The sequence below is a fragment of the Sporichthya sp. genome (assembly GCF_013815995.1).
Classification (GTDB): Bacteria; Actinomycetota; Actinomycetes; order Sporichthyales; family Sporichthyaceae; genus Sporichthya.
In genome coordinates, this window is sequence record NZ_JACDFE010000075.1 from 1 (window position 1) to 17381 (window position 17381).

The window sequence follows — 17381 nt, forward strand, 5'->3', positions numbered from 1 at the left end:
GACGCCACCCGGGCCGAGGTGCGGGTCGCGGTCGGCCAGGCCCTGACCGAGCCGCACAGCAACGGCGTCGGTGGGGAGACCGAGGGCGATCACACTCCGCCGCCGGCGCTGACCGAGCGTGAGCTCGAAGTGCTGGCCGGTATGTGCGAGGGCCAGAGCAATGCGGAGATCGGCCGCGGGCTCTACCTGTCCGAAGACACGGTGAAAACGCACGCCAGGCGGCTTTTCCGGAAGCTTGGGGCCGCGGACCGGGCTCACGCCGTGGCCATCGCGCTGCGCAGAGGGCTCGTCAGGTAGCAAGATGGTCACATGGCGGTCGCCGGCGTAACGCCGTCCGATCCGGATCCGATGGAAAGTCGGACGGATCGGATCGATCTGCGCGTGCTGGCTGCGGCGGCTACTCAGGGTGACCGCGGCGCCATGGACGCGCTGCTCGCGACAATCCGGCCGATGGTCCTGAGGTACTGCAGGGGACGACTCGGTCGCCTGCCTGGGGCCGAATACGCCGCCGACGACGCGGCACAGGAGGCTTGCATCGCCGTGCTGACCGCACTGCCGCGCTACCGCGACGAAGGCCGCCCGTTCGAGGCCTTCGTGTTCGGCATCGCCGCACGCAAGGTCGCCGACGTCCAGCGAGCCGCCATGCGCGCCGCCGTCCCCACCGAGCAGCTTCCCGAGCGCACCGACACCGCACTCGGGCCCGAGGAGAGTGCGTTGGCTGCGGCCGACGCCGAGAAGGCGCGCAACCTGCTCTCCCGCCTGCCCGACAACCTGCGCGAGCTGTTGACGCTCCGGGTCGCGGTCGGGCTCTCCGCCGAAGAGACCGGTCGCGCGCTGGGCATGTCCGCCGGCGCCGTGCGGGTCGCCCAGCACCGCGCTCTGAACCGACTTCGTGTGCTTGCTGCCGAGGAGGCCACGGCATGATCAATGAAGAACTTGAGTTCGCGGCGCTGCACGCCGACGATCTCCTGCTCGACGCGCTGGGCGCACGCCGGCCCGCGGGGGCGTCCGGGGACGTGCTCGTGGGTCTGTTGCAGGCGTTCGCGCTCGAGGTCGACACCCGCACCGGCCCGCTGACCGGGCTCCTCACGGCTGACGCCGCCGACTACGTGCCGATGCCGCAGCCGGTGCCCGCGATGGTCGCCGCTCCGCCCATCGACGAGCCGGTTCAGCTCGTCTCCCACCGCCGTACCGGCCGGGCCAAGACCCTGGTCGCCCACCGGGCCGCCGCGGTCGTCACCATCGGCTCCCTCGTGCTCGGCATCGGTGGCGTCTCCGCCGCCGTCACCGGCGACGGGGGCCCGCTCGATGGCATCCGCCGGGTGGTCGGCTCGGTGACCGAGCAGGTCACCCCGCAGCGGTCCGCGCAGGAGCGCATCTCCCGGATGCTCGACGACGCCACCAAGGCACTCGCCGTCAACGACCTGCGGGGCGCCCGCGAGTTGCTGGAGAAGGCGCGCACCGACATCGAGGGCGCCACCGACCCGACCGCCGTCTCCGCGCTGCGGGCGAACCTGATCGAACTGCGGGACCGCTGGCACCAGGCGTTCGACGGCGGGTCCGAGCCGACTGCCGTCACGCCCTCGAAGCCGGGCAAGGACAAGGTCGACCGCACGCCGGCCGACGAGGTGCTGGCCCCCGAGGGCAAGCCGGGCGACCTGGTCGGCGGCGGCGAAGAGGTCACCCCGAACGACGGGCCGCTGGGCCCGGAGTCCGGTATCAAGACGACCAAGGACCAGATCGCCGACCGGGCCGAGCAGAAGCTCGAGCCGCTGCCGGATCTGCCGATCGACGAGATTCGCGAACCCACGTGGGCTCCGATCATCGGCGACGGCAGCCTTCTCGGCCGCTGACCCACCCTTCAGCCGCCTGGCTACGTGCAGTTGCGCGGCGACGGAGGGAGCGCGCGCTCTTTTCGCGACCGTAGGAGCGTGCGCAAGGGCACGTTCGCCGGCGGCGCGACGCGGCCGGAGGCCGCATAGAATGGGGAGCCCCGCTGCGAGTGAGAAGGTGCTCACCACGTGACCTCCGAACCCGTGTACCCGGAGAAGTTCGCGCGTCTGGGACTGACCTTCGACGACGTGCTCCTGCTGCCGGGTGCCTCGGACGTGGTTCCGAACGAGGTTGACACCACCAGTCGGTTGTCGCGCCGGATCACGCTGAAGGTGCCGCTGATCTCGTCCGCGATGGACACCGTCACCGAAGGCCGGATGGCGATCGCGATGGCGCGCCAGGGTGGCGTCGGCGTACTGCACCGCAACCTCTCGATCAGCGATCAGGCCGAGCAGGTCGACGTCGTCAAGCGCTCCGAGGCCGGCATGGTCGCGCAGCCGATCACGATCAGCCCGGACGCCACCATCGGCGACGTCGATGCGCTCTGCGGCCGCTACCGGATCTCCGGTGTCCCGGTCGTCGACGGCGAGGGCAAGCTGCTCGGCATTGTGACCAACCGCGACATCCGTTTCGAGAGCGACTCCAGCCAGATCGTCCGGGACGTGATGACCAAGGCGCCGCTGATCACCGCGCCGGTCGGCACCGCCCGCGACGTTGCCTTCAACCTGCTGCGCGAGCACAAGATCGAGAAGCTCCCGCTGGTCGACGACAACGGGCGGCTCAAGGGCCTGATCACCGTCAAGGACTTCGCCAAGACCGAGAAGTACCCGCAGGCCACCAAGGACCCGGCCGGCCGGCTCGTGGTCGGCGCCGCGGTCGGCGTCGGTGAGGACTCCTACAAGCGGGCCATGGCTCTCGTCGAGGCCGGCGCGGACTTCGTGGTCGTCGACTCCGCGCACGGGCACTCCCGCGCCGTGCTCGAGATGGTTGCCCGGTTGCGCCGTGAGTTCGACGCGAACGGCACCGAGGTCGACGTCATCGGCGGCAACGTCGCGACCCGCGAGGGCGCGCAGGCGCTCATCGACGCCGGCGCCGACGGCATCAAGGTCGGGATCGGGCCCGGCTCCATCTGCACCACGCGGGTGGTGGCCGGCATCGGCGTCCCGCAGGTGACCGCGATCTACGAGGCTTCGCTGGCGGCCGGCCCGGCCGGGATCCCGCTGATCGGCGACGGTGGCCTGCAGTACTCGGGCGACATCGCCAAGGCCATGGTCGCCGGCGCGGACACCGTGATGCTGGGCAGCCTGCTGGCCGGCGTCGAGGAGAGTCCGGGCGAGCTGTTGTTCATCAACGGCAAGCAGTTCAAGTCCTACCGGGGCATGGGCTCGCTCGGGGCGATGCAGACCCGCGGCGCCAACCGCTCCTACTCCAAGGACCGCTACTTCCAGGACGACGTGCACTCCGACGACAAGCTCGTGCCCGAGGGCGTCGAGGGACAGGTGCCCTACCGGGGACCGCTGGAGGCCGTCGTGCACCAGCTCGCCGGTGGCCTGCGGACCTCCATGGGTTACGTCGGCGCCGGCACCATCGGCCAGCTGCACGAGCGCGGCCGCTTCGTGCGGATCACCGCGGCCGGCCTGAAGGAAAGCCACGCCCACGACGTGCAGATGACCGTCGAGGCTCCGAACTACCACAGCAGGTAGGGACATGAGCGAGATCGAGATCGGCCGCGGCAAGCGCGGCCGGATGGCCTACGGCTTCGACCAGGTCGCCATCGTGCCGAGCCGGCGCACCCGTGACCCCGAAGAGGTCTCGGTCGCCTGGCAGATCGACGCGTACCACTTCGACCTGCCGATGATGATCGCGCCGATGGACTCGGTGGTCTCGCCGGAGACCGCGATCCAGATCGGCAAGCTCGGCGGGCTCGGGGTGCTCGACCTCGAAGGACTGTGGACGCGCTACGACGACCCGGCCGCGCTGTTGGCCGAGATCGCGCAGCTGCCCGACCACATGGCGACCGCGCAGCTGCAGCAGATCTACGCCGAGCCGATCAAGGAAGAGCTGATCGGCGCGCGGATCAAGACCATGCGCGAAGCCGGCATCACCACCGCCGCGGCGCTCACGCCGCAGCGCACCGCGCAGTACTGGCGCGCGGTCGTGGACGCCGGGGTGGACCTGTTCGTCATCCGCGGCACCACGGTCTCGGCCGAGCACGTCTCGGGCCGGGCCGAGCCGCTCAACCTCAAGCAGTTCATCTACGAACTCGACGTGCCGGTGATCGTCGGCGGCTGCGCCACCCACCAGGCCGCGCTGCACCTGATGCGCACCGGCGCCGCGGGGGTGCTGGTCGGCTTCGGCGGCGGCTCGGCGCACACCACCTCCGAGGTGCTCGGTATCTCGGTGCCGATGGCCTCCGCGATCGCCGACGTCGCGGCCGCCCGCCGCGACTACCTCGACGAGTCCGGCGGCCGGTACGTGCACGTGATCGCGGACGGCGGGATGACCACCTCCGGTGAGATCACCAAGGCGCTCGCGCTCGGTGCGGACGCGGTGATGATCGGCTCACCGTTGGCCCGCGCCGTCGAGGCGCCCGGCGCCGGCTGGCACTGGGGCGCCGAGGCGCACCACGCCGCGTTGCCGCGCGGCACCCGGATGCACGTCGGCACGATCGGCACCTTCGAGGAGATCCTGCAGGGCCCGGCGCGTCAGCCGGACGGGTCGATGAACCTGGTCGGCGCTCTGCGCCGCGCGATGGCGACGACGGGCTACTCCGAGCTCAAGGAGTTCCAGCGCGTCGAGGTCGTCGTCACCCCCTGAGGTCCGTCTGTGGGCGGACCGTCAGGCGGGGAGCCCACCGCGGCGGCGGACCTCCTCGAGTTTGATCTGACAGGTGCTCAGACCAGGCGCACGTCGTACACATGCGCTCCGGGGCGAAGGTACAGCGCCCCGGCCGCCGGGTGCAGATCCGCCGAGGCCACGGAGACCGTGACCTGTCCACCCTCGCCGGCGTCGATGCGGTACCGGCCGTCGGTGTCGGTGTACCCGGTCCGATACACCGCGCCGGCCGCGTCGATCAGGGTGACCAGTGCCGAGCCCACCGGGCCCCGCGGGCCGATCACGGTGCCGACCACCTCGCAGCCCGTCGGTGCGATGGTGTCCGGCGTCTCCGGCGACTCGGCCAGCACCAGGTGGTGGCGAGCGTCGCCGGCACCACCCTCGACCAACAGCGCAAGAGCGGCGTAGCCGGGGGCGCCGGCCACCAGCAGGCAGCGCTGATCGCCGGGCACGTGCATCTCGAACCGGCCGCCGGGCCCGGACGCGGTGCGGGAGACCTCGTGCCCGAGTGCATCGATCAGGGTCAGCGAGGCCCCGGTCAGCGCGCCCTGCACCGTGCCGTGCCGGGTGCCGGTGACGGTGCCGCGGACCGCGAGGTCGACCGACATCGGAGACGGTGAGGCGGCCGACTGCTGGTAGCGCGGCGGCAGGTTGAGCGCGCGGGCTGCGCGCACCTCGGCGGCCGAGGCGGTGGGGATCCGCCGGGGCTGCAGGTACACCAGCCAGGTCACCGCCGCCATCAGCAGGTACACCAGGGCGAAGCTCAGGTAGGCGGCATTGCCGTTCTTGTTGTGCAGGAACGACTCGCGGAAGGTGATGTTCACGGCGAGCCCGCCGAACGCGCCGATGGCGCCGGCGATGCCGATCAGGGCGTTGCTGCGACGCCGGGCCTGACGGACCGCCAGTTCGGGGTCGGTGCCGGCCGCGACCGCCGCGTCGGCTCGGGCCTTGAACATCGTCGGGATCATCTTGTAGGTCGACCCATTGCCGATCCCGGCCGTGACGAACAACCCGATGAAGCCGACCAGGAACATCCCCAGCGAGCCCTGGGCCGAGGCGTTGAGCACAGTGAAGGCGAAGGCCGCCATCGCGAAGAAGTTCCAGAAGGTGACAGGGGCACCGCCCAGTTGGTCGGCCAGCTTGCCACCGAGCGGCCGGGTGAGCGATCCGATCAGCGGACCTAGGAAGGTCAGGTAGGCGGCCTTCACCGGGTCGGGCACGTTGGTGGCCGTGCCGTTGACCATCGCGATCTTGTCGAAGGTCTCCGGGAACTGCACCAGCAGCACCTGGCCGAAGGCGAAGCCGAAGCCGATGAACGAGCCGAAGGTGCCGATGTAGAGGAACGAGATCACCCAGGTGTGCGGCTCGCGGCAGGCTTCCCGCATCGCGCCCTTGTCGTTGCGGACGGTCGCCAGGTTGTCCATGAACAGCGCGGCGCACAGCGCTGCGATCACGGCCAGCGGGATCATCACCCCCACCACGACGCGCGGGTGGTTGACGCCCACCGTCGCGAGGACGGCCAGGCCGATCAGCTGGATCACGGCGACGCCGAGGTTGCCGCCGGCGGCGTTCAGGCCGAGCGCCCACCCCTTCTCCCGCTGTGGGTAGAAGGAGTTGATATTGGCCATCGAGGAGGCGAAGTTGCCGCCGCCGAAGCCGCCGAGCGCGCCGAGCAGGAGCACCGTCGAGTACTCGACCCCCGGTTCCAGGAGGAACAAGGTGGCCGCACAGGGAATCAGCAGCAACAGCGCAGAAACAATCGTCCAGTTCCGGCCGCCGAAGCGGGCCACCGCGAGGGTGTACGGAAGGCGCGCCATGCCGCCGACCGCGGCCGGCAGCGAGGTGATGGTGAACTTCTGCGCCGGGGTGAAGCCGTACTTCGGGCCGAGGAAGAGCACCAGGGTGGCCCACATCGTCCAGACCGCGAACCCGACGTGCTCGGCGAACACCGAGAAGGCCAGGTTGCGCCGGGCGATCTGCTTGCCGCCCCCGTTCTCCCAGAACTCGACGTCCTCGGCGTCCCATTCGGTGATCCAGTGGCGCCGGGCGCCGGCCGTCGGCATGGTTCCGCCGGCGGCCGGCGGCGGGGCCGGGTGGTGTCCGTTCGGGGACACCTGGTCGAGCTCGGGGACCATCGTCACGAGTGCTCCTGGGATGGGGGCTGGGCTTCCCTGGAGTCTGTGAGCTGGGGATTTCCTGACAGTGAGACCGACGTTGCACGGAGTTCACATGGATCTCACTGCGCGTCGACGGTGCGGTGAGGCAAATACTTCCCATCGACCACCTCTACGCTGGTGAGCGTGGGGACAGGGACTTTTGGGCCGGCCGAGCGCGAGGCGGCCTGCGCGGCGCTGGCCGGGCGTGAGCTGGATCTCCTCGTCGTCGGCGCGGGCATCGTGGGGGCCGGAACGGCCCTGGACGCGGTCACCCGCGGGTTGGACGTCGGCTTGGTCGACGTCCGAGATTTCGGCGCCGGCACCTCCAGCCGGTCCAGCAAGCTGATCCACGGTGGCCTGCGCTACCTGGAGATGCTGGACTTCCGGCTGGTCCGCGAGGCGCTGACCGAACGCAGCCTGCTGCTCACCGAACTCGCGCCGCACCTGGTGCGTCCCGTGCCGTTCCTGTACCCGCTGACCAAGCACTGGGAGCGGCCCTACGTCGGCGCGGGCATCGCGCTCTACGACGCTCTGGCCGCCGCTGCCCCGGGCAAGACCGGCGTGCCGAGGCACCGTCACCTGACGAGGCGTCAGGCACTGAAGGCAGCGCCCGCCCTGAGGTCCGAGAAGTTGGTCGGGGCGGTGCAGTACTACGACGCCCAGGTCGACGACGCGCGCTACGTGGTCAACCTGGTCCGGACCGCGGCCGCCTACGGTGCCCACTGCGCCTCCCGGGTGCGGGTGATCGGCTTCCTGCGCGAGGGCGAGCGGGTCGTCGGCGCGAAGGTGCGCGACACCGAGTCCGGCCTGGAGTGGAAGGTCCGCGCCAAGCAGGTCGTGAACGCGACCGGGGTCTGGACCGACGACACCCAGGCCATGATCGGCGAGCGCGGGCAGTTCCACGTCCGGGCGTCCAAGGGCGTGCACCTGGTGGTGCCGCGGGACCGGATCCACTCCTCGACCGGGATCATCACCCGCACCGACCGCAGCGTGCTGTTCATCATTCCGTGGAAGCGGCACTGGATTCTCGGGACCACCGACACCGACTGGGCCCTGGACAAGGCGCACCCGGCCGCCAGCCGCGGTGACATCGACTTCCTGCTGGCCGAGGCCAACAAGTGGCTGACCACGCCCCTGCAGCGGGCCGACGTGCAGGGCGTCTACGCCGGCTTGCGGCCGTTGCTGTCGGGGGAGTCGGAGAACACCTCGGCGCTGTCCCGCGAGCACGTGGTTGCGCATCCGGTGCCGGGGCTCGTGGTGGTGGCCGGCGGCAAGTACACGACCTACCGGGTGATGGCCCGCGACGCCGTCGACGCCGCGGTGCACGCCCTCGACGAGCGGGTGCCGCCCTCGTGCACCGAGCGGGTCCCGTTGCTCGGGGCGGCCGGCTACCAGGCCGCCTGGAACTCCCGGGAGCGGATCGCCACCGCGGCCGGCCTGCACGTGGCCCGGGTCGAGCACCTGCTGCACCGCTACGGCTCCGACATCGACAAGGTGCTCGCGATCGCCGATGCGGACGCGTCCCTGTGCGAGCCGATCGGCGGGGCTGAAGAACACCTGCGCGCCGAGGTGGTCTATGCGGTGATGTACGAGGGCGCCCGTCACCTCGACGACATCCTGACCCGGCGGACCCGGATCTCGGTGGAAACCTTCGACCGCGGCCTGGGGGCCGCGCAGGAGTGCGCCGCGCTGATGGCGCCGGTGCTGGGCTGGACCCCGGAGCAGACCGCCGTCGAGGTCGAGTACTACGCGGCCCGCGTCGCCGCCGAGCGCGAGTCGCAGGACCAGCCCGACGACCACACCGCCGACGCCGCCCGGATGGGGGCCCCGGACATCGTCCCGATCCGCTGACGACTCGCTGACGCCGGAATCCCCCCGAAAGTGCAGTCCCGCAGGTCCAAACCGCGGAAACCACCTGTAGTTGTGCGCTTTCGGGGGGATCGGGTTGGAGTGCTACATGCGCGAGCCGGTCTCCAACAGCGTCTTGAGGTCGGAGAGGATCCACGGCCAGCCGCCGCCGCCCTGGTCCGGCGGGGCGTCGTTCGCGCCGGTGACCATCGCGAGGGTTGCCGGGGCCTCGGGGCACTCATGGGTCACGGTGAGCGCGCAGTAGCCGGAGGCGAGCGCCTCGATCTCGTAGGTCAGGGTGGTGAAGCCCTCAGCGGCGGTGGTCGGGTCCATCAACATGCGCCAGGTGGAGCGCAGCCGCCGCGGCGGATCGACCTCGAGGACCTCGCCGTCGAGGATCGGGTCGGGCAGCTCGAAGCCGGCGTTCTTGGCGAAGGACTTCATGTCGTCGTCGGCGAGCACGCGCAGCGCACCACCGGGCTGAAGGTCGTAGTGCACGTGGCCGCCATAGCCGTACTTCAGGCTCCACTCGGGAGAACTGATTGCTTCCCAGATCGCCTCCGGGGTGGCTTTGATGTAGACCTTGTAGACCGCGGTGGTCACAGTCGTCGTACGGGTGCCGGCGGCCGCAGTGGCCGGTGCTGGGGTACTCATGAGGGTCGCTCCAGTGAGTTCTTGAGGTCGAGCAGCGCGGACACTCGCGACTGCGTGTACTTGTCGATCCAGCGGTCGTGGATCTGACGGATCGGCACGGGGTTGAGGAAGTGCAACTTCTCCCGACCGGATCGCTGCGTCGCCACGAGGTTGGCTTCTTCGAGCACCTTGAGGTGCTTCATGACGCCGAAGCGCGTCATCTCCAACTCGGACTCCAGTTCGGTGAGCGTGCGGCCGTCGCGCGTGAACAGAAGATCGAGCAGGAATCGGCGGGTCGGGTCGGCCAGTGCCTTGAAGACACCACCCAACTCGTCCTCGTCCACCCTTCGAAGATAGGTGACCAAAAGGTCACATGTCAACGGTGGGCCGGCGACGAGTTCACACGGTGTTTTCTGAGGGCTCTGTTGTCCGGACTTTCGCGTGCGGAAGGATCTTGCGAAAGCATTGCAGGCAACATTGTTTAGTTTGTTGCCCGGCTTAGTCCAGTTTGGATAGGTTGAGCCGCCTTCTAGATCCAGGAGCGTGCCGATAACCGCGGTGTCCGAACCCCGCGCACTTTCCGACGCCGCTGCACGGCAGCTCGCGAATGCAACGAAGACGCCGGCGCAGATGGCGTCAGGGCGTGGTCGGGCTCTACCAGCCTGGCCTGACCGGTGAGCAGAGCCCGGGCCTGTCGGTGCGCTTCATGGGCATCACCCGTGACGCCATCGCCTCGTACCTGATCTCGCTGTACTGCTCGCTCGCGGTGCTCACCGAGAGCTCGCTCGCGGTGCTCGACGGCGTGGCCGTGGACAAGTACCACGCCTGCGGGGTGCTGGCGTCGCCGCCTGCCGCGACGACAAGTACGCCAAGAAGTGACCCTCGGTCTCGGCGGAATCGGAGACGTTCCGGCCGGGCTGCCCGACGAGGCGACTCTGGCCCGGATGGCCTCCGAGTTCTTCGGCGCGAAGGGTGGCGGGGCTCCCGCCCCGGCGCGACGCCGGCCGGTGGAAGTCCGATGCCCGCCGGCGGGGCGGCCGTCCCGTCCGGGGCAGTTCCCCCGGGCACCGTGCCGTCTGAGGCTCCGTCAGAACTGAGTGCGGTCGGGCCGACCCCGGGTGCTCTGGACACCCCGAGCGCTCCCGGACTGCCCAGCCCGCCGCGGCTGGACCCGCCGGGCGCCGGCGGTACCTCGACGACCGGCGCTGCGCAGTACGCGAACGCCCCGCTCGGCTTCGGTGAATTCACCCCGCCGTGGCTGTCGCCGGTGCCGCGGCCCGGGGAGGCCGCGGGTATCGGCGGCCCGGGCGTGCCCGGCATTGCCATGGCCTCGGCTCCGCCGCCGGTGGTCAGGCCCGGAAACACGGGCGGCTCGACCACCGGCGCGACGCAGTACCCCGACGCGGGAACGCCCGCTGGGCAGGGCGGCCCCGCCGGGGCGTCGCCGTTCGGCGCCTCGCCCTTCGGTTCCTCGCCCTTCGGTTCCTCAGACGTCGTTCTTCCACCACGCCCCGATGAAGTTCGAGGCCGGCACCGGCAACATCGCCGACGCGGTCGGCCTCGGGGCGGCGCTGGACCACCTGGAGCGGATCGGCTTCGAGAACGCCGCCGCCTACGAGCAACTCCCTGCTCGAGTACGGCATGGCCGCACTGCGCGACGTCCCCGGACTCACGCTGATCGGCACCGCCCCGGACAAGGCGAGCGTGATGTCGTTCGTGCTCGACGGGTACACCCCGGAGCAGGTCGGCACGGCGCTGAACCGCGAGGGCATCGCGGTGCGGTCGGGTCACCACTGCGCGCAACCGATCCTGCGCCGGTACGGGCTCGAGGCCACCGTCCGGCCATCGCTGGCGTTCTGCAACACCTGCGGGGAGATCGACCGCATGGTCACCACGCTGCACCGGCTCGCCGCTGACGGCGGCGGCGCGGCCAACCGATCCAAGGGCACCGACGACCCCGCGCCCTGAACGGGCACTTCAAGGAGCAGAAACCGCGAGGTGCCCGGCCCCGGGGTTTGGTCGGGGCCGAGCACCTCTTTGCGGCGGCGGGCGCTTGGGATCGCGCTGCGCTGAGGGCACTGCGCGCGAGCTGCTCTCGCCACCGGTCGCCGGGCGACACCCAGAGGCGTCGCTGCCGGCGATCGTGATCAGTGCAACGAGCCGGAAGCAGAAAGGTCACGATCGTAAGGAAATTCGTGGCCAGAACCGCTTAGGCTCGCGCTCATGTTGCGTCCCGCAAGCTGTTCCAGGCCGGGGGGTATGAGTCCCGTCTGGGTAGGCACCGGAGCGCCCCGTAGCAGGCCCCGGTTCGTCGTCGAGAGGCGGCGGGAGAAGCCGAGCCGCTCATGTCCCGGTGACGGCCATGTCTGCCGCGCCCTGTTCCGGACCGGATTTATAAGCCGATGGTGAAGTCGTCCGGAGGGCAGCGGGAGTCCGACGGGGTCGTAGTACCGCCGATCGTCGGGAGGACCCGGCGGGAGGGACGCAGGATCGCCGTTTCCACGCCCTGTTCGACCGGAGCTGTCCGGCACCATTCGATGTCTGAAGGCGGCGAAACCATGTCCAGAAGACCGTCGGTAAGCCGTCTGCGGGAAAACCGCACGCGCGGATTGAAAGGGGATGGGGAAACGCGACCGCGCAGCGGTGCGCGCGCCCCTGACTACCAATGGCGATAGCGGTGCGACCCATGGGTCGGAGGATGCGTGCGATGCGGCTCGCGGTGCCCCTGGTGCTCGCCGCCCTGGCGCTGTCCGCGTGCGGCGGAGCCGAGCGGGACCAGGTCGCGCAGGGCCTGCCGACCGCCGCCGCCATCGTCGCTGACCCGACGGCCGGGACCACCGCGGCCACGGGCAATACCGCGTTGCCTGATCTGCAGGTGGTCCGGGTCGCCAGTGGGAAGCGCGCCCCGTTGCGATCGCTCGCCGCCCCCGGCAAGCCGACGCTGCTGTGGTTCTGGGCGCCGCACTGCACGTTCTGCCGGGCCGAGGCCCCGGACCTGCTCGCCTTCCAGAAGGCCTACGGCGATCAGGTCCAGATCCTCGGTCTCGGCGCGCAGGACGACCTCGACCAGGCGGTCGATTTCCTGTCCGACACCGGTACGCAGGACCTGGAGATGGTCTGGGAGCAGGCCGGGAAGTCCTGGCTGCACTACCAGGTGACCAACCAGCCGACCGTGGTCGTGCTCGACGCCACCGGCAAGGTCACCAAGGCCTGGTTCCGACACTTCGACGCCGACGGCATCCTTGAGGCGGCCGGGCTGGCCTGAGGCCCCGGGCGGGCTTCGCGTGAGACGGGTGCGCGCTCGGCAAGTTATTACGGATCGAGGTTGCGCCGGTCCGGGCCCCGGTCCGGCAACGAAGTCACCGATAGCGGGCGCGTAAGCCCACCGACCCGGAGTTCCGGAACCTGGAGACACCGATGAGCGGCACTTCGAGGCGTGCAGTCCGATGCGGGGCCGCGGCGGCTGCCGCCGCCCTGATGCTCGCGGGCTGCGGGGGCGAGGGTTCCGGGTCCGACGCCGTGGCCCCGCCGGCGTCGGTCTCGACGACGACCGGCACGACGGACTCCGGGGCCGCTGCACCTTCGCAGGTCACCGCCGCCGACCCTCAGAAGCCGGCCACGGGCGCTGAGGCGGCCGAGTCTGGCTCGGGCACGTCGAAGGAGTCCGCCGAGGTCGTGGACAAGGCTCCGGCGGGCCTCAAGCAGCTCGCTACCCTGCCTGACCTGGACGTCGTGCGGGTTGCCAGCGGCGACACGACCAACCTCCGCTCCCTGGCGGTGTCCGGCAAACCCACCCTCCTGTGGTTCTGGGCCCCGCACTGCCCGTTCTGCAAGGCCGAGGCCCCGAAGGTCCTGGAGTTCGCGAAGCAGTACGGCGATCAGGTCCAGATCATCGGCCTCGGCGCGCAGGACGACCTCGCGGAGGCCGAGAGCTTCCTGGCGGAGACGGGGACGACCGGGCTGGAGATGGTCTGGGACAGCAGCGGCAAGTCCTGGGTGCACTACAAGGTCACCAACCAGCCGACCGTGATCGTGCTCAACCCCGACGGCAAGGTCGCGCGCACCTGGTTCCGAGAGTTCGACTCCGACGGAATCCGGGCGGCCGCCGAGATCGCCTGACCCCCGCCGATGTTCGACGCACCGGTCGGCTTCGCGTTCAGCGCCGGAACGGTCGCCGCCTTCAACCCCTGCGGCTTCGCTCTCCTGCCGGCGTACCTCGGCCTCTTCCTGGCCGGTGATCAGGACGAGGTCACCGAGGCCCGCCCGGGCCGGCCCGGGGCGGCCATCGGGCGCGCGGCGCTGGTCGCCACTGCGGTCGCCGCGGGCTTTGTCGCGGTGTTCGGCATCGCCGGCCTGCTCATCAGCCAGACCGCGGTGACAGTGCAGGAGTACACCCCGTGGATCTCGCTGGTGATCGGGGCGGCGCTGGTGCCGGCCGGGGTCGCGATGCTGCGCGGGTGGACCCCGAAGATCCGGCTGCCCGCCGTCAAGCGCGCAGGAAAAGGCACCGGCCCGATGGCGATGTTCTGGTTCGGTGTCTCGTACGCGACCGTCTCGTTGTCCTGCACGATTCCGGCCTTCCTCGTCGCGGTGGTCGGGACGTTCAGCGACGAAGGAGGAGCGGCGGGGCTTCTCGTCTTCACCGCTTACACCGCGGGCATGGCCTCGGTCCTGGTGGTGATGACCGTGATCGTCGCGACGGCTCAACAGGGCATGCTGGCCACGGTCCGCCGGGTGCTGCCGTACGTGAACAAGGTCGCGGGCGTGCTCGCGATTCTCGCCGGTGCCTACGTGGCCTACTACGGGTACTACGAGATCCGCCTGGAGCGCGGTGGCGACCCGGACGACCCGATCGTCGATTTCGTCGGCGGCGACCTGGCCGGGCGGGTCAACAGCTGGGTGGCCGACCTGGGTACCGGCCCGATCCTGGTCGCGGCCGGTGTGGTGGTCGTTCTGGTCGCCGGGCTGACGATCCGGTCCCGCCGTCGAGCCGGACGTCAGCCGTCGCGGCCGATATCGACCTCGACGATCGAGAGCTGACCGGCCGCGTCCCGGATCTCCGCGCGGTGCTGCGTCACCACGAGGTTGCGGCCCGCCTTCGCGCCGACCACCTTGCGTTCGACGAGTTGGTCGAAGGCGTCGGCGGAGAGCCGGATCATGATGCGCGCTCCGACGTGCGGCAAACCTTGGGAGTCATCGGTGCGGATGCCGGTCACCTCGATGTGGACGTCACCGGGGTGGAGGCCGTCGCCCTGGACCATGGGTCCTCCTCTAGTCGGGCGCTCGCGGGATCGCACCGCTGACAGTAGACCTGCCGGGGCCTGCGCCGGGCTGTGGAAGGATCGCGGAAAGCTCGGCGGTGAAGGGATTTCAGGGGTGGACGACTCGATCGGTGTCGCGGAACGTCCCGTCCTGGTGGTCGATTACGGCGCGCAGTACGCGCAGCTGATCGCCCGCCGGGTCCGGGAGGCGCGGGTCTACTCCGAAATCGTCCCGCACACCATGCCGGTGGCCGCGATGCTGGCGAAGAACCCGGCCGCGATCGTGCTCTCCGGCGGACCCTCCTCGGTCTACGCCGAGGGTGCCCCTGCCGTTGACCCCGCGCTGTTCGAGGCCGGGGTCCCGGTGTTCGGCATCTGCTACGGCTTCCAGGCCATGGCCCGGGCGCTCGGCGGCACGGTGGAGCGCACCGGCCTCTCGGAATTCGGTGGCACCCCGCTCACCGTCACCGCGGGCGGTGACCTGCTCGCGGGTCAGCCGGCCGAGCAGACGGTCTGGATGAGCCACGGCGACGCCGTTCAGGAGGCGCCGGCCGGCTTCGAGGTCCTGGCCAGCTCTGCCGGTGCCCCGGTGGCCGCGTTCGAGGACCGCACCCGCCGCCTGGCCGGTGTCCAGTACCACCCGGAGGTCGTGCACACCGCCCACGGCCAGGCCGTCCTCGAGCGCTTCCTGCACCACGTGGCCGGCATCCGGCCGACCTGGACGATGGTGAACATCGTCGAGGAGACCGTTCACGCGATCCGGGAGAAGGTCGGCAAGGGCCGCCTGGTGTGCGGACTGTCCGGCGGGGTCGACTCCGCCGTCGCCGCGGCGCTGGTGCAGCGCGCGGTCGGCGACCAGCTCACCTGTGTCTTCGTCGACCACGGCCTCCTGCGCAAGGGCGAGGCCGAGCAGGTCGAGCGCGACTTCGTCGCCTCGACCGGCGTCAACCTCAAGGTCGTGGACGCGCAGAAGCGCTTCCTCGACGCGCTGTCCGGGTTCACCGACCCGGAGGAGAAGCGCAAGATCATCGGCCGCGAGTTCATCCGGATCTTCGAGCAGGCTGCCCGTGAGGTCGTCGCGGACGCGGGGGAGCACGGCGAGACCGTGGATTTCCTGGTCCAGGGCACGCTCTACCCCGACGTGGTGGAGTCCGGCGGGGGCGAGGGTGCGGCGAACATCAAGAGCCACCACAACGTCGGCGGCCTCCCGGACGATCTGCAGTTCTCGCTGATCGAGCCGTTGCGCGCGCTGTTCAAGGACGAGGTGCGCCGGGTCGGCGAGGAACTCGGCCTGCCGCAGGAGATCGTCTGGCGCCAGCCGTTCCCCGGCCCCGGTCTCGGGATCCGGATCATCGGCGCGGTCGACGCCGAGCGCCTGGACATCCTGCGCGAGGCCGACGCGATCGCGCGCGAGGAACTGACCCTGGCCGGCCTGGACCGGGACATCTGGCAGTGCCCGGTGGTGCTGCTCGCCGACGTCCGCTCGGTCGGCGTGCAGGGCGACGGCCGCACCTACGGGCACCCGGTGGTGCTGCGTCCGGTGTCGTCCGAGGACGCGATGACCGCGGACTGGTCCCGGGTGCCCTACGACGTGCTGGCGAAGATCTCCACCCGGATCACCAACGAGGTTCGCGAGATCAACCGGGTCGTCCTCGACGTGACCAGCAAGCCGCCGGGCACCATCGAGTGGGAATGATCGGACGATCCTGATGGATCGTCAGGTCACTTTGATCGTGCCGGTCATGTACTGGTGGATGTCGCACAGGTAACTGAAGGTCCCGGCCTTCTTGGGTGTGAACGTGTAGCGCTGCCCCTTCTCCAGGGTCCGCGAGTCGAAGGATCCGTCGTCGGCCGTGATGGTGTGCGCGGCCGAGTCCAGGTTGACGACCTCGATGGTCTGCCCCAGCTCGATCGTCAGGAGCTCGGGACTGAACGTGAAGTTCTTGATGGTGATCAGCACCGTGGGCGCCGCGGTCTCGCGGGGCACCGGGGTTCGACTCGGGCGCGCCGGCTTCGTTGTCGGCTTCGACGTCGGCGTCGGGGTGGCAGCGGGGGTCGCGGCGGGGGTTGCCGCCACGAGCGCGGGGGTGGGCGGCGCGGCCTGGGTCTGGGACCCGCCGCCCCCGCCGCAACCGCTGAGGGCTGCGACGAGGGCGACGGTGATCACCAGTCCGGGCCGACGGAGACTCCGGGCCATGTCCTCGACCTACTTGAGGTCCGAGGTGGGTCGCGCGCCCAGCGAGGTGGACGTCGGACCCAGCTTCACGAAGGTGTCCGGCACCGGGTACTCCCCGAGCACGAAGCTCAGGATCGCCGCGTGCTGCCGCTCCACCGGAGCGATGGTGGCGACCGCGTTGAGCGCCTCCAGGCTCCGCAGCGTCTTCATCTGCTTGACGTACGTCGCGGCGGCGGTGTTCTCCAACGTGAGAGCCAGCTTGGCCAGTTCGGGCACCGAGTTCGTGTCCTTGAACATCTTCAGCACGGCCGGCGTCAGGGCCGGGTCGGGCTTCGTGTAGGCCTTGCTGCCCGCGTTGACCAGCGCAGCGTTGAACGCCTCCGCGTGGTCGGCGTGCTGGTCCATGGCGTGCATGGCGAACTCGGCCACTGCGGCCGGGACCTTGCCGAACTTGCCCTTCGGAGCCGCCTTCAGCGCGGCGCCGTAGGCGAAGACCGCGAGGTTCTCCAGGCTCGCGTCGAGCTTGAGAGCGGCGATGTCCTTCTTGGCCGCCGACGAGGTGAGCGCGTCGGCGGTCGAGAAGTCGCGACCGCTGCCGGTCGGGACGGCGGAGCCGCCCCCGCCCAGCGTGGCCGCAGC

The 17381-nt window shown here is 70.4% G+C and carries 16 protein-coding genes and 2 pseudogenes; 12 read left to right on the plus strand and 6 right to left on the minus strand.

Annotated features, from left to right (window positions below):
* The 5 genes from H0X00_RS10490 to H0X00_RS10510 form a co-directional block, all read left to right on the plus strand.
* A partial coding sequence (locus H0X00_RS10490; RefSeq protein WP_293769788.1) for a LuxR C-terminal-related transcriptional regulator occupies positions 1 to 297 on the plus strand: 297 nt, incomplete at its 5' end.
* Between the two features lie 12 nt (positions 298 to 309).
* Positions 310 to 924: an RNA polymerase sigma factor ShbA gene (gene shbA, locus H0X00_RS10495; protein WP_293769789.1), complete on the plus strand. Its 615-nt coding sequence runs from the start codon at positions 310 to 312 to the stop codon at positions 922 to 924.
* Positions 921 to 1853: a hypothetical protein gene (locus tag H0X00_RS10500; protein WP_293769790.1), complete on the plus strand. Its 933-nt coding sequence runs from the start codon at positions 921 to 923 to the stop codon at positions 1851 to 1853. The genes shbA and H0X00_RS10500 overlap by 4 nt, the downstream gene beginning before the upstream one ends.
* A gap of 168 nt (positions 1854 to 2021) precedes the next feature.
* Positions 2022 to 3536 (plus strand): IMP dehydrogenase, encoded by a 1515-nt coding sequence (guaB, locus tag H0X00_RS10505; RefSeq protein WP_293769791.1) that lies wholly within the window; start codon positions 2022 to 2024, stop codon positions 3534 to 3536.
* Between the two features lie 4 nt (positions 3537 to 3540).
* Entirely contained in the window at positions 3541 to 4650 is a 1110-nt protein-coding gene (locus H0X00_RS10510; protein ID WP_293769793.1) for a GuaB3 family IMP dehydrogenase-related protein, read from the plus strand.
* A gap of 77 nt (positions 4651 to 4727) precedes the next feature.
* Here H0X00_RS10510 and H0X00_RS10515 read toward each other — a convergent pair whose 3' ends face one another.
* Positions 4728 to 6803 (minus strand): MFS transporter, encoded by a 2076-nt coding sequence (locus H0X00_RS10515; protein ID WP_293769812.1) that lies wholly within the window; start codon positions 6801 to 6803, stop codon positions 4728 to 4730.
* A gap of 165 nt (positions 6804 to 6968) precedes the next feature.
* Here H0X00_RS10515 and H0X00_RS10520 point away from each other — a divergent pair, with 165 nt between their 5' ends.
* The gene (locus H0X00_RS10520; protein WP_293769795.1) at positions 6969 to 8675 is read left to right on the plus strand and encodes a glycerol-3-phosphate dehydrogenase/oxidase; all 1707 of its coding nucleotides are present in this window, start codon (positions 6969 to 6971) and stop codon (positions 8673 to 8675) included.
* 102 nt (positions 8676 to 8777) lie between these two features.
* On the opposite strand, the gene H0X00_RS10525 is transcribed toward H0X00_RS10520, so the two are convergent.
* Positions 8778 to 9326 (minus strand): SRPBCC domain-containing protein, encoded by a 549-nt coding sequence (locus tag H0X00_RS10525; RefSeq protein WP_293769797.1) that lies wholly within the window; start codon positions 9324 to 9326, stop codon positions 8778 to 8780.
* Positions 9323 to 9649, minus strand: coding sequence for a helix-turn-helix transcriptional regulator (locus H0X00_RS10530; protein ID WP_293769798.1), 327 nt, complete (start codon positions 9647 to 9649; stop codon positions 9323 to 9325). Before H0X00_RS10530 ends, H0X00_RS10525 begins: the two co-directional genes overlap by 4 nt.
* A gap of 290 nt (positions 9650 to 9939) precedes the next feature.
* On the opposite strand from H0X00_RS10530, the pseudogene H0X00_RS23815 reads away from it, so the two are divergent.
* From H0X00_RS23815 to H0X00_RS10555, 5 genes and pseudogenes are all read left to right on the plus strand, one after another.
* Positions 9940 to 10128 (plus strand): annotated as a pseudogene (locus H0X00_RS23815) (hypothetical protein); the annotation flags it as partial.
* Positions 10129 to 10813: 685 nt separating this feature from the next.
* A pseudogene (locus H0X00_RS10540) lies at positions 10814 to 11273 on the plus strand (aminotransferase class V-fold PLP-dependent enzyme); the annotation flags it as partial.
* Positions 11274 to 12012: 739 nt separating this feature from the next.
* Entirely contained in the window at positions 12013 to 12570 is a 558-nt protein-coding gene (locus tag H0X00_RS10545) for a TlpA disulfide reductase family protein (protein WP_293769803.1), read from the plus strand.
* A gap of 152 nt (positions 12571 to 12722) precedes the next feature.
* Positions 12723 to 13424 (plus strand): TlpA disulfide reductase family protein, encoded by a 702-nt coding sequence (locus H0X00_RS10550; protein WP_293769805.1) that lies wholly within the window; start codon positions 12723 to 12725, stop codon positions 13422 to 13424.
* Between the two features lie 9 nt (positions 13425 to 13433).
* On the plus strand, positions 13434 to 14345 hold the full coding sequence (locus H0X00_RS10555) for a cytochrome c biogenesis protein CcdA (RefSeq protein ID WP_293769806.1): 912 nt from the start codon (positions 13434 to 13436) through the stop codon (positions 14343 to 14345).
* Here H0X00_RS10555 and H0X00_RS10560 read toward each other — a convergent pair.
* A complete protein-coding gene (locus tag H0X00_RS10560; protein WP_293769808.1) occupies positions 14303 to 14566 on the minus strand; it encodes a hypothetical protein in 264 nt (87 codons plus the stop codon). The two genes, H0X00_RS10555 and H0X00_RS10560, sit on opposite strands and share 43 nt — an antisense overlap.
* Positions 14567 to 14681: 115 nt before the next feature.
* Here H0X00_RS10560 and guaA point away from each other — a divergent pair, with 115 nt between their 5' ends.
* Positions 14682 to 16262: a glutamine-hydrolyzing GMP synthase gene (guaA, locus tag H0X00_RS10565; protein ID WP_293769809.1), complete on the plus strand. Its 1581-nt coding sequence runs from the start codon at positions 14682 to 14684 to the stop codon at positions 16260 to 16262.
* 21 nt (positions 16263 to 16283) lie between these two features.
* Here guaA and H0X00_RS10570 read toward each other — a convergent pair whose 3' ends face one another.
* Together H0X00_RS10570 and H0X00_RS10575 are read right to left on the minus strand one after the other, a co-directional pair.
* Positions 16284 to 16763: a cupredoxin domain-containing protein gene (locus H0X00_RS10570; RefSeq protein WP_293769810.1), complete on the minus strand. Its 480-nt coding sequence runs from the start codon at positions 16761 to 16763 to the stop codon at positions 16284 to 16286.
* Positions 16764 to 16772: 9 nt separating this feature from the next.
* A partial coding sequence (locus tag H0X00_RS10575) for a ferritin-like domain-containing protein (RefSeq protein ID WP_293769811.1) occupies positions 16773 to 17381 on the minus strand: 609 nt, incomplete at its 5' end.